Below are 15716 nucleotides of genomic sequence, written 5' to 3' on the forward strand. Positions count from 1 at the left end.
CGGGGTTAGAACGACGATACATGGCACGGATGGGTGCAAGGGTTTTACGGCTTTTCGATGGATCTCTTTGCACTTTAGCAGAGGGCGATCCTGTTTGAGCATCTGCCTTACAGTTTGTTGCTCTTTTTTCAGCAAGCCCTACTTATGCAAAACTCGCGTCATGTTTCTTTACTAACCAGTGGACAAGATCAAGTCCTAACCATTCCCCATGAACTCGCCCTATCGGGTACAGAGGTTTTGTTACGCAAAGAAGGTCATCGATTAATCATTGAACTCATTCCTTCTAACTCGCTACTTTCGTTGCTGACTACGTTGCAAGACATTACGGATGATTTCCCTGATATGGATAAGGGGCTACTCCCCCTTGATGACATCACATTTTAGTGCCACCCAATGACTTATTAGTACCTGCTTGATACCAACATCCTGTCAGATTTGGTCAGACATCCTCAAGGTCAAATCTTCCAGCATATTGTAGATGTCGGGGAAGATAGCGTTTGTACTAGCATCATTGTGGCATGTGAACTACGGTTTGGAGTGGTTAAGAGTGGTTCCTCCCGTTTAGCACAGCAACTAGAACGCATCCTTGAAGTTTTGACAGTTTTGCCGTTGGAATCACCTGTAGATGAGCACTATGCTTCAACTCGTGCAAATTTGGAGCAGGCAGGAACCCCGATTGGTCCGAATGATTTACTGATTGCTGCTCATTCCCTAGCTCTTGACCTGACTCTTGTTACAGCAAATACCCGTGAATTTGAGCGTGTGCCTGCCTTGAAGTTAGATAATTGGTTGCTTTGAAAATACAAGATTTGACCTAGGATGTCTTAGTTCCAACGAAGAGAAAACTCGGAAGCGGCGCAGGGTAGCACTGCGTTGGTGCGGACTGTACAGAGGTTATCGGTAGACGCTCAAGAATATCTGCCGCCGCACAACTTCGACGTTAGACAACTTCTGCAATACTTGCTTGAGCACAACATGGTTCTCAACCGCGCAACATAACTCATGCAACTGTGACGCCTGCTCCTGAGGGCGCGATCTATCTCACGGCTCAAGGGCGATCGCCCATGGTTATCTCCAGCTTAGAATTAATTCTCGCCTTCAGGAATCTCTGGCTCGGTAGCATCATCCAGCACCGGATCATCCGTTGGTTCACCCGACTCCGGATCGCTCCCCTGCTCCTCAAGCTGCTTCCAATCATCCAACGGACGGCTGACCGCATCTTCAAAACTCGGCGTCACCAGCAAAACATCTAGCGTCTCCAGCCCCTCGGGGGCATTGTCTGGTAGATCGCGATGGGCATAGAGGGCGCTGCGGTTGAAATCATAGCCTCCCACCGTCAGCGATCGCTCCTCTTCCTCACCCTCAACCGTCAGGTTAATTACCGCCAGCGGTTGATGAAAACTAAACACCTCCCAATCCGCCGCCGGCACCGATAGGGTGCGATCGCTTTCCCCTGACACCAGCAGGTTGAGTAAAAAGGCAATCGAGGCATCATTGGCCGGCATCTGCTCCGGCTCCAGCATTTGCCACCGCCCCTGATCATCGCGCTCAAACCGCAGGGTGCGCAGTTGGGTGGTGAGGGTGAAGGCTTGAATGTCCTGTTCTTCAAAGGTAAATAGAGGTTCCACACCCTCTGCCTGGGACGCTGACTCGGGCGATCGCTGGGTTTCTAGCATGACTACCCCCGCGCCTAAGATTACAGCGATCGCCACCAACCAAAGCGTAGCTGACTTGAATTTCATACCGATCATCCTCCTCAAAGCTGTCATCGCGAGACAGGTCGAACTATCCTAGCGAGAATTGGGGACGATCGCTTGTTTTCGCTCCAGCATCAAAACCTATGACGTTTCACCTCATGTCTCCATCAAAAACCTGATCTTCAAAAAACGTTGCACAGTCACCAGCAGAAACGCCAATTTTGTAGCAAAGCCTATCCTAAGGTAGTGCCGAAGCAGTTTTTAAGGCACTATGATCTATGGCTGTAGGCGATCGCACCGTAGGTTGACGTTATGACACCAGATTTTGCATCTACGAACCCAGGCTCTCATGCAACCCCTGCCTGGCACACGCTGGATCTGGAGCACGCACTTGCACGCTTAGAAAGTGATCGCTATCAAGGACTAACTCATGCTGAAGTAAAAGCGCGGCAGAAGGTCTATGGGCTTAATGAGTTAGAAGAACGGGGTGGGCGCAGCACCTTCAGAATTTTGCTGGATCAGTTCACCAACATCATGCTGTTGATGTTGATGGCGGTGGCCGTCGTCTCTGCCATTTTAGATATTCGCAATGACAACTTTCCTAAGGATGCGATCGCTATTTTCCTGATCGTCGTCCTCAATGGCATTCTGGGCTACCTGCAAGAGAGTCGTGCAGAAAAGGCCCTGGCCGCCCTCAAGCAATTATCAGCGCCCACCGTACGAGTTTTGCGAGATGGCAAGGTGAGTGACGTAGAGGCGAAGTATCTGGTGCCGGGAGACATCATGCTGCTCGACGCCGGACGACAGATTTCAGCCGATGGGCTGTTGCTGGAGGCGAGCAATCTCCAAGTGCGGGAGTCGTCGCTCACGGGAGAAGCGGAAGCGGTGATGAAGCAAACCACCCAGCCGCTAGATGCAGAAGCCTCCCTGGGCGATCGCACCAATATGGTCTTTCAGGGCACAGAAGTGATCAACGGTCGTGGCACTGTGTTGATCACCAGCACCGGGATGAAAACGGAGCTAGGACGCATTGCCACCATGCTGCAGGATGTGGAGGCGGATCCCACACCGCTGCAACTGCGCATGACCCAGCTCGGTAATGTGTTGGTGGGTAGCTCCTTGGTTCTCGTAGCGATCGTCGTCATAGGCGGGGTGCTCTATGCCGGGCGGGATGCGTTTGAAGATCTGCTAGAAGTATCTCTGAGTATGGCTGTAGCCGTCGTCCCAGAGGGGCTGCCCGCCGTGATTACCGTCACCCTCGCCCTCGGCACCCAGCGGATGGTGAAACGCCATGCCCTCATTCGTAAACTACCCGCCGTGGAAACCTTGGGTTCTGTAACCACCATCTGTTCGGATAAAACCGGCACCCTCACCCAAAACAAAATGGTGGTGCAGCAAGTGGAATTGATGGGGGAGTCGGGCTCCATCGAACTCACCGTCACCGGCGAGGGGTATGAACCCATCGGGGAATGCCGAGAGGGGGATAGGGCGATCGCTCCCCAGGATTTCCCAGCCCTCCAAGCCCTGATGGCTGCCTGTGTGCTGTGCAATGATGCGATCCTGCAAAAACAGAGCGGGGTCTGGAGTATTTTGGGCGATCCGACAGAAGGAGCCCTGCTCACCCTAGCGGGCAAGATCCAGTTTGAACAATCTACATGGACGGAACAGTTTCCCCGCCAAGTAGAATTTCCGTTCACCTCCGAGCGGAAACGCATGAGCGTTGTGGTGCCCACCCAGGGGCGTTATGGCAACCGGGATGTTCCCCATCTATCCACGATGCTGAATACCGATTGCTCCTCGGTTTTATTCTGTAAGGGATCACCAGAACTCGTTCTGGACCAATGTGCTCAGGTGCAGCTAGGCGATCGCCCTCAGCCGCTCACAGCAGAGCTACGGCAGCATATCCTCGATCAAAATAATCAACTAGCCGGCCGAGGGCTGCGGGTGTTGGGGTTTGCCTATCGCCCTCTAGACGACATACCGCCAGAGCGATCGGAGCAAGCTGCCGAACAATCCTTAATCTGGCTTGGTCTGGTGGGGATGCTGGATGCGCCCCGTCCGGAGGTGCGGGAGGCGGTGAAGCGCTGCCGGCAAGCGGGTATTCGGCCGATTATGATTACCGGCGATCATCAACTGACTGCCAGGGCGATCGCTGAGGACTTAGGCATTGCCGAACCGGGTACCTTGGTATTGACCGGGCGCGAACTCGAACATCTAGATACCCAAGAGCTAGAAGCCCATGTCAAGCGAGTCAGTGTCTATGCCAGGGTGTCTCCCGAACATAAGCTGCGGATTGTTCGCGCCCTCCAGCGTCAAGGCAAAATTGTAGCGATGACCGGCGATGGTGTTAACGATGCCCCGGCGCTCAAGCAGGCCAATATCGGCATCGCCATGGGCATCACTGGCACAGATGTCAGCAAAGAAGCTAGCGATATGGTGTTGCTGGATGACAACTTTGCCAGCATCGTAGCGGCGACGGAAGAGGGGCGAGTAGTCTATTCCAATATCCGTCGCTTTGTGAAGTACGTCTTGGGCTCCAATATTGGCGAGGTATTGACGATCGCTGCCTCACCCATCCTGGTGCCTGGGGGCGGTGTGCCGCTGATTCCTCTACAAATTCTTTGGATGAATCTTGTCACCGATGGCTTGCCGGCCCTGGCCCTGGCCGTAGAGCCTGCCGAACCGAATGTGATGCAGCGTCCACCCCACGACCCCCAAGAGAACATTTTTGCTCGGGGTCTCGGCAGCTACATGCTGCGCATTGGAGTAGTGTTCGCCATCATTACCATTACGCTGATGGTCTTTTCCTTTAACTTCACCATGCGCGAAGGGCATCCTGATCGATGGAAAACCATGGTGTTTACTATGCTCTGCCTTTCACAAATGGGGCATGCGATCGCTGTTCGGTCTAGCTCTCGTCTGACCATTGAGATGAATCCCTTTTCCAATGTGTATGTATGGGGTGCTGTCTTGGTGACGACAGTGCTGCAACTGATGCTGATCTATGTTGAACCCCTGCGCCTATTTTTTGGCACCCAAGTGTTGAATGCAACGGAACTAGCGATATGCTTCGGATTTAGCACCCTCTTATTTGTCTGGGTTGAACTCGAAAAACTGTTCATTCGATGGTATCGCTCGGGTAAGGGCTAATCGGCGATCGCTCATGTATTTGAAATCTTTGCACCTCCGCCATTTTCGTAACTACCACGACCAAGCGGTGATGTTCCAAGCGCCCAAAACTATCTTGGTGGGCGACAATGCCCAGGGAAAATCCAATCTACTAGAGGCGGTAGAACTTCTGGCAACCTTGCGATCGCACCGAGCCAGCCGCGATCGGGACTTGGTGCAGGATGATCAAGCCAGTGGTTCCATCACCGCCACCCTCGATCGAGACACCGGCCCGGTCGATCTATCTATTCTCGTGCGCAGCAGCGGTCGCCGCACCCTGCGCCATAATGGCCAGCCCCTGCGCCGCCAGGTTGATTTTCTGGGCGTGATGAATGCCGTCCAGTTTTCCAGCTTAGACCTAGAACTGGTGCGCGGTGGGCCGGGTCTACGGCGCGATTGGCTAGATGTGCTCCTCACCCAGCTCGAACCCATCTACGCCCATCTGCTCCAGCAATATAACGCCACCCTCCGTCAGCGCAATGCCCTGCTGCGCCAAGTCCATGGCGGTCTCGCTGCCGATCCAACCCAACTGGCCATTTGGGACAGCCAGTTGGCCACCATCGGCACCCATGTCATCCGCCGTCGGGCCCGGGCCATTCAACGCATTGCGCCCATTGCCGCCCAGTGGCACCACGCCATCAGCGATCGCACCGAAACCTTGGATATGCGCTACGCCTCCAATGTCTCCCTCGCCCAGGATGATCCCACCGCCATTCAGCAAGCCTTTTTAGATCAAATCCAGCAGCGGGCGATCGCTGAACAGCACCAAGGCACCAGCCTCGTGGGTCCTCACCGAGACGATGTAGACTTTCGCATCAACCGCACCCCAGCCCGCCAGTATGGCTCCCAAGGACAACAGCGCACTCTAGTCCTATCGATTAAACTAGCGGAACTGAAACTTATTGAAATGGTGATCGGTGAACCGCCGCTGTTGCTCCTAGACGATGTGTTGGCAGAGCTAGATCTCACCCGTCAGAACAAACTGCTGGAGACCATTCAAGATCGCTTTCAAACTCTGATCACCACCACCCACCTCAGTGCTTTCGATGCCCAGTGGCTGCGATCGTCCCATGTCTTGACCGTGCAATCCGGCAGTATTAAAACCTAGACAGGTCTAGCCTCCGTCAAAAATTGCACCGAGATCAAGATATGGTACTTAGAAACAACCGGGGCACCATGCCCTACCGAATTCCCTAAATGGTATGAAGATTCATTACGATGCTGAGGTGGATGTGTTGAGTATCATCTTTATCGATACGACGGTGATCACCAAGTATTTCGAAAAGGGGATCGCGGTGGACTATGCAGAGGATGGGCAACTGGCCGGGATTGAGGTTTTGGCAGCAACCAAGCAGTTTGGCGGCAAATCTACCCTACAGCAAGTCGTGATTGAGGGTCTGGGTCTGGCTTCGTCAGGGTTCTAGGCAGAATTCTAGGCAGAATAGGTCTCCGGGTTTGGATGCTCAACCTGAGAAAGGTGGCTTGAGGTTCGATGGTAGGCGATCGCCTGCCTTGTTTTATGACTCGTGAGTTTCACCCTGTATCCAAGTCCTTGCCCTGTCCACCTCCTTCTGTTCCTTCCGTCCTGAACCCCGAGGCTACCTCCATCGTTAATTTGTCCACCTACCGCATCGGTTCTTTTCAGCGGGGGCGACCTAGTTGGGTGGTGATGCTGTGGTGGCTCGTGCAAGCGATCGCCTTTCCCTTGACGCCCCATCCCTGCAATGGTCTACGAGTAGCACTGCTGCGATTGTTCGGAGCCCGCCTAGGACAAGGGGTTGTGATTCGCCCCACCGCTCGAATTACCTTTCCCTGGCGAGTGGCCATCGGCGACCATAGCTGGATTGGCGACCACGTGGTGCTCTACAGTCTGGCTCCTATCCACATTGGCTGCCACTGCGTGATTTCCCAACGTAGTTATCTATGCACTGGCAGTCACGATGTCGCATCGCCCCAGTTTGATCTACAAACAGCGCCGATTACGGTCGGCAACGGCGCATGGGTGGCTACCGATTGCTTCATCGCTGCCGGGGTCACTATTGGCGCAAATGCTGTGGTCGGCGTTCGCAGCACCGTCCTCAGCTCGTTACCCAATCAATGGATTTGCTGGGGTACTCCCTGCCGTCCCCACCATCCCCGCCTCATGCAGTCTCAGGACAACCCTGGCCAAGCTCACTAGGTAGACTCAGGCTGTGTGATGAATCGTAGGGTGCTGTTAGGCGAAGCCGTAACGCACCGTCTAGGGTGAGTGATTGAATCGTAGTGCTATGAATATGAAGCGAAGCCATAATGCACCGTCTAAGGTCTACCCAGACCAGCCGCCTCAGGTTTGGATACTCCCCGAAAGATACGGGGATTCTCGCTTCATCGGCAATCCAACGACTTGACCCTCTGCGAGCTTCGTCAGACCTGCAACTAGAAGCTAAAAAAAATGGTGAGATTCCATCATTAGGACGAATGTGGGCTAGTCTGCAAGGGTTGACTCGAAGGACATGGTCATGGATAAGCACATTCAGGTGTTGCCTGATAAGGGCGCGATTATACAAACGGCACTGCAACTCATCCTAGAGCGGGCCCAGACAGCGATCGCCCTGCGAGGACGGTTCACCATCGCTCTAGCCGGTGGCGGGACGCCCAAGCCGCTCTATGAAGCCCTGGCCCAGCAGTCGCTGCCCTGGGACAAAATTTGGATCTTTTGGGGAGACGAACGCTACGTGCCGCCCACCCATCCCGACAGCAACGAAGGTATGGCCCGCCAAGCCTGGCTCAACCATGTGCCTATCCCCGCCGAGCAAATCGTGCCGATGCCAACGGATGCCGATGATCCAGCGATCGCTGCCCAGCATCATAATCAGCAACTCCTAGATATCTTCCAACCCCCAGCCGGCACCATGCCATCCCTCGATGTAATTTTGCTCGGCATAGGCGACGATGGTCATACCGCCTCCCTGTTTCCCCATACCGCTGCGCTTACCGTGAGCGATCGCCTGGTGACCGTGGGCAACAAAGATGGTCAGCCACGGATTACCTTCACCGCTCCCTTCATCAATCAAGCCGCTACAGTCCTCTTTTTGGTAACAGGTGCAAGCAAGCAAGCGGCCTTAACCGAAATCTTCTCTGACACGGGCGATGATGCCGCCTATCCCGCTCGTTTGATTCGTCCCCAGGGCGAACTTTGGTGGCTCTTAGACACAGCAGCGGCCCAAGACGTCCCTGCGTTGCTGTAGTGTCTATGGTTGTTAGAAAACGCAAAACAACCCCTAAGTTGCCGCTATGTCCCGGTCGTTCTGAACGTTTTTTACAATTTACTGGCCCAGTTGTTCCGGTTTCAGACTAAGATTTGCTAGATTCGGGATAGTTAAGCGTCCTCAGCTCAGGAAATGTGGCGATCGCCCCTTGTTCCTAATGCGGGGGGCACCCTGGAGCAGCACGTCTAAGTTAGCGTAGGTCCATAGACTCGGAGCACCCATGCGCGATACCCCCGAACAGCGTGACGTTTCAAGATCGTAACGGAAAGGAACCTTGCATGATTGTTTGTCCTAACTGTAACCATCAAAACCCTGACGGCGCAGTCCAGTGTGAGGCCTGTTATACGCCCCTGCCTGAGATGGCAAGCTGTCCGAGTTGTGGTGCATCTGTTCAAGCTGATGCGAGTTTTTGCGGACAGTGTGGATTTGACTTGCGGGCCGGTACAGCACCGGTCAACGAGGCCGCCATCCCTCCAACTATCACGCCAGGACTTGGACTCCCTGATCCCCCCAGTACACCTGATGAGATGTCTTTTGCGCCGGTGAATCTGGAACCCCTTGTAGAACCAGAACCCTTAGTGGAAGGTCTGGGTATTGCCGCTGAGTCTAGCCCAGCGATGACGCCTAGCGGCGAAGAGACGCCAGCCCCTACTCCGGCCCCTCCCCCAGTGGAGGCTCCCGCGCCGCCCCCTAGTCCCACACCGGCCAACGCACCCGCCATCGGTTCAACCCAGCTCCAAGTTCAAACAGCTCGGCTCTTCCATGTACAAACCAACACCACCCTAGAGCTACCCCCAGGGCTCACCGTGGTTCACATTGGTAAGCCCAATGATCGAGTGCCACCGGATATTGACGTAGCCGGATTTCCCAACTCGGAGATTGTGTCACGGATTCATGCAGATATTCGTATTGAGGGAGATGTCCATTACATTGAAGATGTAGGGAGCTCCAATGGAACTTACATTAACAACACGCCGCTCCCAGCCGGAAATCGTCATCGGCTTCGTCCGGGCGATCGCATTGCTCTTGGAAAAGGAGATCAAGTGACGTTCCTCTTTCAAATTGCCTAGCATTCACTATTCGTTCTTCCCTGTTTAGCGTTCATCGTGACAGTGTGATTACTCTTTTTCTCCTGCAACCTCTTAAACAAATCCCGGCTCAAATCTGGACCTTTGAAAATGAGTCGGTGATTCGCATTGGCCGCTCTACGGACAACCATGTAGTGCTGTACAGCGCTGTGGTTTCCCGTCATCATGTAGAACTTCGTCGCACGGGCGATAACTGGGAGATTGTCAATCTAGGCACGAATGGCACGTACCTCGATGGCAAACGCATTACTCAGGTGCCCGCTGTAGACGGGGCCATTATTCGGCTGGCGCGGTCGGGGCCGAATATTCAAATTCGCATGGGGACAGAGGCCCTTAACACCGTCCCCGATGTATCCAGCGATCGCCCCCTAGGTGATGATCCCCTAGACGATCAGCTAACGGATGCTGAAACCCGAGAGACCACCGGCGGCATGGTGAACCTATCCTCCGTAGACGACGACGAGGAAATGGGGATCCGAGGGCGATCGCGCCGAGGCACCATCCCGGTTCCGCCTCATCTACAGCTCACCCCGGATGCCCCCACCGTCATCCAAAGTTTTGAAAAAGATCCTATGGCGGCGTCTACCGTGGCGGCTACGCGTCTTAGGCATCCTCTCACAGATATCCCTTCTCCCGGTATCGCTAACACCACGTCAGCCGAAGAGCCTACCCATGTCATCCACACCGTCGATACCTATCAAATGACCCAAGTGCTAGGGCAGGGTGATGTGGGCATCACCTATCTCGCCTGGCAGAAGGGACAGTATTTTGCAGTCAAAACCCTCAATGCTGATTGGATTGGCAACGTCAAGGCTAATGCTGCCTTGGAGTATGAAGGCGAGATCCTTCACCAGCTTGATCATCCCCAATTACCCCGCTGGGTCAACTATTTTTCCATCGGCATTCAGCCCTACCTCGTGATGCAACTGATGCCCGGCGACAAGCTGTCCCAATGCATTAGCTCCCACGGGCCAGTGTCTCTTGCCCAAGCGATCGCTTGGATCCTAGAGGTTTGTGATGTGCTGTCCTACCTCCATCAGTTCACGCCGCCGATCCTGCATCGGGGCATTCGTCCCAGCAGCCTGATTCGACCTCCCCAAGGCAAGCTTGCCCTCGTTGATTTTGGCATGGTCAAAACCCTAGCTCTAGGGCAAAGTATTCCTGCAGGGCGAACTGCCTACACCGCTCCTGAGCAGCTTGATATGGGGGCTACACCAGCGGTTGATCTCTATGCCCTAGGGCCCAGCCTAGCCTATTTGGTGACCGGACATAACCCGGTCTCGTTTTATGGCGATCGCGATCAGGGCTATCGTTTCTATGCCGATGCAGTACCCGGTCTCCATCCTGAACTAGCCTCTGTGCTAGATAAATTAACCGATCCCAATCCCGATGCTCGCTATCAGTCGGCCCATGACTTGGCCAACGACCTGCGGGCACTACCGGTTGTTTAAGACCCTTATGGCGGGAGTCCCCCAGATCTCTCATCACCACCTATTTCTCATCACCCAATGAGACAAAAACCAGGTTTACCATAGGACTAACCCATGGCTAAAGGCGACCAGATTTATGTCATGCGTCCCTTGGGCAAAATGCAAGGGGTCTATGAGCATCACGGTATTGACTGCGGAGATGGCAGTGTTATTCACTATCGCAAGCCGGAGCAGGAGCCCGCGATCATTAGCCACACGTCCATGGCCTCGTTTTCCCTCGGCGATCGCATCTACATCAAACGCTATCAAACCTCATTTATTGCCGATGATGTGGTGGAACGGGCTAAAAGCCGCCTCGGGGAGCAACAGTACGACCTGTTGACCAATAATTGCGAACATTTTGCCACTTGGTGTAAGACAGGGCAACGGGACAGTGCCCAACTGCGCCAGTTTGGGTTAGGATTTGCTGGCTTTAGTTCCAGGGAGTCCCATCAACTGGTGGAAGAAGCCACTGTCAGTACCCCTGAACAAGCCATACCCTTGGTTCAGCAAGCTTTGAATAACGTCGCCATCGCCCGGGCTCCCCTGCAAGCTCGCTATGATCGAGCGATCGCTGACATGCAAACCTGGCATCGGGTGGCCCAACTGGCCCTCCGCCAAGGCAAAGAGACCGTGGCCCGTGCCGCCTTAGAACGTAAAGTCGCTAGCAAGAAACTACTGCCTGACCTCCAAGCCCAACTGCGCACCTTGGATGACCTGCAGCGCGACCTGCAGAAAAAGCTGCAGCAGGTGCAGGCACGGTAGTCCCAGGCGATCGCCCCAGAGTGGAATAAGAATTTTAAAGTCAGGTGGGTCAAAATCCGGGTTCAAGAGTAGGCTACGGATGTTCTAAACGTAAACAATTTGTTTGAAATTCGACTATTTTTAGAGAGGCGATCCATGGAGTATGGGCTCAAGGAGACATCTGTAGAGGGTAGCTGTCGTCGGCATCGTTCACGTCGCCCCTCATGGTAACCAGACCTAGTCCCCTTGGCAAAACCAAAGGATTCTGGGCGTCTGATAGGCTGTTGTAGTGATTCCAGTCCCTTGATTTAAGTATTGCAGTAGCTACTATGGATATTTTCAACGTGCGTCAACTGGGAACGAGAGTCAGCTTACCCCCGGTGCTTCTGTCCTCAGCACGACGAGGGCAACCCTGCCAGCGCTTCTCCAACCGTTCACAACCGGATTCACGTCAAGGCTTAGGACTGGGATGCCGCCTAGGGTTCTGGATCGGGTTGCTGGGTTTGTCTGGGCTCTATGCTGCACCAGGCTTTGCCCAAGCTCCAACTTTAAGGCTGCAGGATGAGGTAACGCCGCAAGGGTCATCCAACCTCATCAGCCAAGCCCTCGTATTGCGTCGAGGTTCATCCGGAGCCCCTGTAGAACGTCTCCAGCGCGCCCTCCAGGATCTAGGCTACTACGATGGCCCGATCACAGGCTTTTTTGGCGCTCTCACGGAAACAGCGGTACGGCAGTTTCAATCAGATTCTGGGTTGCCTGCGGATGGCATTGTCGGTGCATCGACGGAGACAGCCCTATTTGGCACTCCTGTTGCTCCAGCCTCCACTGCACCAGCCAGCACATCTGGCTTGCTCCGACGCGGCAGTACCGGCGCACAGGTCGTTGCTTTGCAGGAACGTCTAGCAGAGTTGGGCTACTACACAGGCAGTATTGATGGAGACTTTGGTGCTGGCACTGACACGGCGCTACGAGCGTTCCAATCCCGTAATAACCTAACGGTGGACGGCATCGTGGGCCCGGGTACAGAGTCAGCCTTGCGTAGTTCCTCTGCTGTAGCAGCCGCAGCGCCGACTCCGACACCTGCCCCAACACCTGCTCCAACCACTCCACCGGCCAGAGTGCCCGATCCCGATGATGGGATTTTAGAATTTGGTGAATCTGGCTCAGAAGTGCTGACCCTCCAAACCCTGCTTCAGTCTCTCGGGTTTTACCAGGGAGGACTAGACGGAATCTACGGCCCCGGTACTCGGGATGCCGTCACGGCCTTTCAACGGTCTCAGGCCCTGACGCCAGATGGGGTAGCCGGGGCCCAAACCCGCGCTCGGCTCGACCAAGTTGCCGCTACCCCGCCGGCAACGCCACCGGCAACGCCACCGGCAACCCCACCGGTTGTTAGTGTGCCGCCACCTGTAACCCCAGCCCCAACAACCCCAGCCCCCACAACCCCAGCTCCCGCCGCAGACACAGTGGGACGATTTAGCGTGCTGGAACTGCAGCGACGACTTGCCGATCGCGGCTTGTATACGGGGCCCATCGATGGAGTCTTAGGCCCAGCGACCCGCACTGCTATCCAGGCAGCTCAACGGGCGTACAATCTCAATGAGTCTGATATTCTCCAAGGGCAGTTCTAAGGGCGATCGCCATTAACATTCGTGAGCAGATTGCTCAAGCTGTCCCAGATCAAGATAGTCTAGATCGCGGCATGTGGTAGTTCCTTCACCCACTCTCATCGCCCTGCATATCTAGCAGGAATCGCGATCGCTCTGGTTTAGGTTTGAATGCCAGGAGACGAGTGCTGGCTGGCATGACAGGGATTGACCACACCCAATCAATATCCATACTGCACCGATCTCGACCTTACTCGACATTATTGATAACGATGGTACATTCTCCAATTAACCCGTCTACAGCCAATCCCATCACAACAGCACCTCCGGCAGACTCCCACGATCGCATCCGCCAGTTTCTCCAAGGGCTCCAGGATCAAATTTGTCAGCGCCTTGAAGCCTTAGATGGCCAAAGCACGTTTCAAGAAGATTCTTGGGAGCGCGAAGAGGGCGGTGGCGGCCGGTCACGGGTGATTCGAGAGGGCCGAGTCTTTGAACAGGGCGGCGTTAACTTTTCGGAAGTCTGGGGCAATACCCTACCACCCTCCATTTTGAATCAGCGTCCTGAAGCTAAGGGTCACAAATTCTACGCCACGGGTACCTCCATGGTGCTGCATCCTCGCAATCCCTACGTGCCGACGGTGCATTTAAACTATCGCTACTTTGAAGCCGGGCCCGTGTGGTGGTTTGGCGGTGGTCTGGATCTTACCCCCTACTACCCCTTTGCAGAAGATGCCACCCACCTGCACCAAACCCTTAAGCAAGCCTGCGATCGCCACCATCCCGACTACTATCCAACCTTTAAGCAGTGGTGCGATGAGTATTTCTACTTGAAGCATCGGAACGAAACTCGGGGCGTCGGCGGCATTTTCTTTGACTACCAAGATGGCCGCCGTCAAGAGCTCTATCAAGGCCCGGATCCCGCTGGCCCCGCTGCTGCCTATAGCCGCAACCTCGGCGACGTTGAACCGCGCAGTTGGGAACAGATCTTCGCCTTTGTGCAAGACTGTGGCAATGCATTTTTGCCTGCCTATGTGCCGATTGTGGAACGCCGTCAGGATACTGAATACAGCGATCGCCAGCGGCAGTTCCAGCTCTACCGTCGCGGGCGCTACGTAGAATTCAACCTCGTCTACGATCGCGGCACCATCTTCGGTCTCCAAACCAATGGTCGCACCGAGTCTATTTTGATGTCTCTACCGCCCCTAGTGCGCTGGGAGTATGACTACAAACCAGAAGCCAACACGCCAGAATCCGAACTCTACGATGTTTTCTTGAAGCCCCAAGACTGGGTTAACTGGCAGTCCTAAGCCTACCGCCGTGCCGAGGGCGATCGCCCTCGGCGGACTGAACGTCTTGTTCAAACGAGGAGGTATGGCTTTGGCATCCTGCCCATGGCCTGGGCGGAATCCTTCGGATCGTGCAAAAATGAGTTAAGCTACTGGGTAATGTGAACCGGCTCTAGTCGCTAGTTTTCTGGTGAACACGATGTCTCATAAGGCATCGGCCGTCATCAATCGCCTTAGACTCGACGATCATAGGGATCTCGTCACGTGGGCGATCGCCCGTTGTCTAGACCTCATTCCTAGGGGCGATCGTTACGGGTCAAGAGCATCTTTCCTAGCACCCTACTCTCAACGCAAGCTGAGCATTCCCATGGAGCAGACAGAACACAAAACCCAAGATGGCCGAACGGTGATTGTGATGGCTCCAACAGGACGATTAGACATCACCACCGCCTGGCAGTTTCGCCTCAAACTCCAAGAATGTATTTCCAGCGTCAGCCCCCATGTTGTGATCAACTTGGGGCAGGTTAACTTTATTGATAGTTCTGGGCTCACATCCCTAGTGGCTGGAATGCGCGACGCAGATAAAAACAAAGGCAGCTTTCGCCTATGTAACGTTCATCCAGAAGCGAAACTCGTCTTTGAAGTGACGATGATGGACTCTGTGTTTGACATCTATGAAACCGAAGAAGATGCCTTGAGTCGCACATCTAGCAACTTGAAGTAGGCCAGGGATGCTTCAACATGGGAGTATGGAACGTCTGACTAGGACGTCAATGTGTTTCAATCCCAAAAGTCTGAATCCCACCCTTGCTCCTATAACCAGAGTCATACAAATCAAACCCTCCAGCGCGTTGCTTGGCAAACGTCCCGCAAAACGGGACAATGGAGTTACGTTGGGATTACGTTAGATGTAGAGTCGAACTGTGAATAACGTCCGCACTGTCTCTGATACGAAGCGTGCTTTTTACACGCTCCACACTCGCCCGATCAACTCGATCTATCGCCGTGTTGTCGAGGAGTTGATGGTTGAAATGCATTTACTATCCGTAAATGCCGATTTCCGCTACGATGCCATTTACGCCTTAGGAACGGTAACCACCTTTGATCGCTTCATGCAGGGCTATCAACCAGAGCATGACCAAACATCTATGTTTGCAGCCCTATGCCAGGCTATTGAGTCTGATCCGCAAACCTATCGCCAAAGCGCCGAGCAGCTTCAGGCAGAAGCCTCGCAGTTTTCTATTGAAGGATTGATCGATAGCCTCAAGGCAGAGGAAAGCAGCGACGATCGCTTAACTGTATCTACCCTACGAGGTGTCGCAGCTTCAGGGTCATTTAAGTACAGCCGCCTGTTTGCCATTGGTCTCTATCGCCTCTTGGAGTTCATCGATCCAGAATTATTGACC

General features: G+C 54.3%; 15 protein-coding genes. 14 read left to right on the forward strand and 1 reads right to left on the reverse strand.

From position 1 onward, the window contains the following. The first annotated feature begins 144 nt into the window (after nt 1–144). Nucleotides 145–384, forward strand: coding sequence for a hypothetical protein (locus V6D20_02970; GenBank protein HEY9814755.1), 240 nt, complete (start codon nt 145–147; stop codon nt 382–384). A gap of 24 nt (nt 385–408) precedes the next feature. Beyond that, the gene (locus tag V6D20_02975; GenBank protein ID HEY9814756.1) at nt 409–798 is read left to right on the forward strand and encodes a type II toxin-antitoxin system VapC family toxin; all 390 of its coding nucleotides are present in this window, start codon (nt 409–411) and stop codon (nt 796–798) included. A gap of 287 nt (nt 799–1085) precedes the next feature. Here the strand turns inward: V6D20_02975 and V6D20_02980 are convergent, their stop codons facing one another. Beyond that, nucleotides 1086–1742 carry a hypothetical protein gene (locus V6D20_02980; GenBank protein HEY9814757.1) on the reverse strand — a complete coding sequence of 219 codons (657 nt, stop codon included), beginning with the start codon at nt 1740–1742 and terminating at the stop codon, nt 1086–1088. Between the two features lie 267 nt (nt 1743–2009). Between V6D20_02980 and V6D20_02985 the strand changes: the two genes are divergently transcribed. The 12 genes from V6D20_02985 to psb29 form a co-directional block, all read left to right on the forward strand. After that, nucleotides 2010–4847 carry a cation-translocating P-type ATPase gene (locus V6D20_02985; protein ID HEY9814758.1) on the forward strand — a complete coding sequence of 946 codons (2838 nt, stop codon included), beginning with the start codon at nt 2010–2012 and terminating at the stop codon, nt 4845–4847. 13 nt (nt 4848–4860) lie between these two features. Then, the gene (gene recF / locus V6D20_02990) at nt 4861–5973 is read left to right on the forward strand and encodes a DNA replication/repair protein RecF (GenBank protein ID HEY9814759.1); all 1113 of its coding nucleotides are present in this window, start codon (nt 4861–4863) and stop codon (nt 5971–5973) included. Nucleotides 5974–6067: 94 nt separating this feature from the next. Then, nucleotides 6068–6289 (forward strand): DUF2283 domain-containing protein, encoded by a 222-nt coding sequence (locus V6D20_02995; protein ID HEY9814760.1) that lies wholly within the window; start codon nt 6068–6070, stop codon nt 6287–6289. A 95-nt stretch (nt 6290–6384) separates the two neighbouring features. Next, nucleotides 6385–7044, forward strand: a complete 660-nt coding sequence (locus V6D20_03000) for a WcaF family extracellular polysaccharide biosynthesis acetyltransferase (protein ID HEY9814761.1) — start codon at nt 6385–6387, stop codon at nt 7042–7044. 319 nt (nt 7045–7363) lie between these two features. Then, nucleotides 7364–8092, forward strand: a complete 729-nt coding sequence (gene pgl, locus V6D20_03005) for a 6-phosphogluconolactonase (GenBank protein HEY9814762.1) — start codon at nt 7364–7366, stop codon at nt 8090–8092. 299 nt (nt 8093–8391) lie between these two features. Beyond that, nucleotides 8392–9183 carry an FHA domain-containing protein gene (locus V6D20_03010; GenBank protein ID HEY9814763.1) on the forward strand — a complete coding sequence of 264 codons (792 nt, stop codon included), beginning with the start codon at nt 8392–8394 and terminating at the stop codon, nt 9181–9183. Between the two features lie 44 nt (nt 9184–9227). After that, entirely contained in the window at nt 9228–10652 is a 1425-nt protein-coding gene (locus tag V6D20_03015; GenBank protein HEY9814764.1) for an FHA domain-containing protein, read from the forward strand. 93 nt (nt 10653–10745) lie between these two features. Then, a complete protein-coding gene (locus V6D20_03020) occupies nt 10746–11435 on the forward strand; it encodes a lecithin retinol acyltransferase family protein (protein ID HEY9814765.1) in 690 nt (229 codons plus the stop codon). A gap of 308 nt (nt 11436–11743) precedes the next feature. After that, complete coding sequence (locus tag V6D20_03025; GenBank protein ID HEY9814766.1) at nt 11744–13045, forward strand: peptidoglycan-binding protein; 1302 nt, start codon at nt 11744–11746, stop codon at nt 13043–13045. A gap of 248 nt (nt 13046–13293) precedes the next feature. Further along, nucleotides 13294–14331 (forward strand): oxygen-dependent coproporphyrinogen oxidase, encoded by a 1038-nt coding sequence (gene hemF / locus V6D20_03030; protein ID HEY9814767.1) that lies wholly within the window; start codon nt 13294–13296, stop codon nt 14329–14331. A gap of 178 nt (nt 14332–14509) precedes the next feature. Further along, on the forward strand, nt 14510–15034 hold the full coding sequence (locus V6D20_03035; GenBank protein ID HEY9814768.1) for an STAS domain-containing protein: 525 nt from the start codon (nt 14510–14512) through the stop codon (nt 15032–15034). 199 nt (nt 15035–15233) lie between these two features. Continuing rightward, nucleotides 15234–15716 (forward strand): photosystem II biogenesis protein Psp29 (psb29, locus tag V6D20_03040; protein HEY9814769.1); only part of this gene is annotated, 483 nt, incomplete at its 3' end.

The sequence above is a fragment of the Candidatus Obscuribacterales bacterium genome, from assembly GCA_036703605.1.
Lineage (GTDB): Bacteria > Cyanobacteriota > Cyanobacteriia > RECH01 > RECH01 > RECH01.

Coding starts and splice junctions, on each gene's coding strand:
- V6D20_03025 (HEY9814766.1), top strand. CDS start 11,744: ATGGATATTTTCAACGTGCGTCAACTGGGAACGAGAGTCAGCTTACCC.
- hemF (HEY9814767.1), top strand. CDS start 13,294: ATGGTACATTCTCCAATTAACCCGTCTACAGCCAATCCCATCACAACA.
- V6D20_02985 (HEY9814758.1), top strand. CDS start 2,010: ATGACACCAGATTTTGCATCTACGAACCCAGGCTCTCATGCAACCCCT.
- V6D20_03035 (HEY9814768.1), top strand. CDS start 14,510: ATGTCTCATAAGGCATCGGCCGTCATCAATCGCCTTAGACTCGACGAT.
- V6D20_03010 (HEY9814763.1), top strand. CDS start 8,392: ATGATTGTTTGTCCTAACTGTAACCATCAAAACCCTGACGGCGCAGTC.
- V6D20_03000 (HEY9814761.1), top strand. CDS start 6,385: ATGACTCGTGAGTTTCACCCTGTATCCAAGTCCTTGCCCTGTCCACCT.
- V6D20_02995 (HEY9814760.1), top strand. CDS start 6,068: ATGAAGATTCATTACGATGCTGAGGTGGATGTGTTGAGTATCATCTTT.
- V6D20_03020 (HEY9814765.1), top strand. CDS start 10,746: ATGGCTAAAGGCGACCAGATTTATGTCATGCGTCCCTTGGGCAAAATG.
- V6D20_02970 (HEY9814755.1), top strand. CDS start 145: ATGCAAAACTCGCGTCATGTTTCTTTACTAACCAGTGGACAAGATCAA.
- V6D20_02980 (HEY9814757.1), bottom strand. CDS start 1,742: ATGAAATTCAAGTCAGCTACGCTTTGGTTGGTGGCGATCGCTGTAATC.
- recF (HEY9814759.1), top strand. CDS start 4,861: ATGTATTTGAAATCTTTGCACCTCCGCCATTTTCGTAACTACCACGAC.
- pgl (HEY9814762.1), top strand. CDS start 7,364: ATGGATAAGCACATTCAGGTGTTGCCTGATAAGGGCGCGATTATACAA.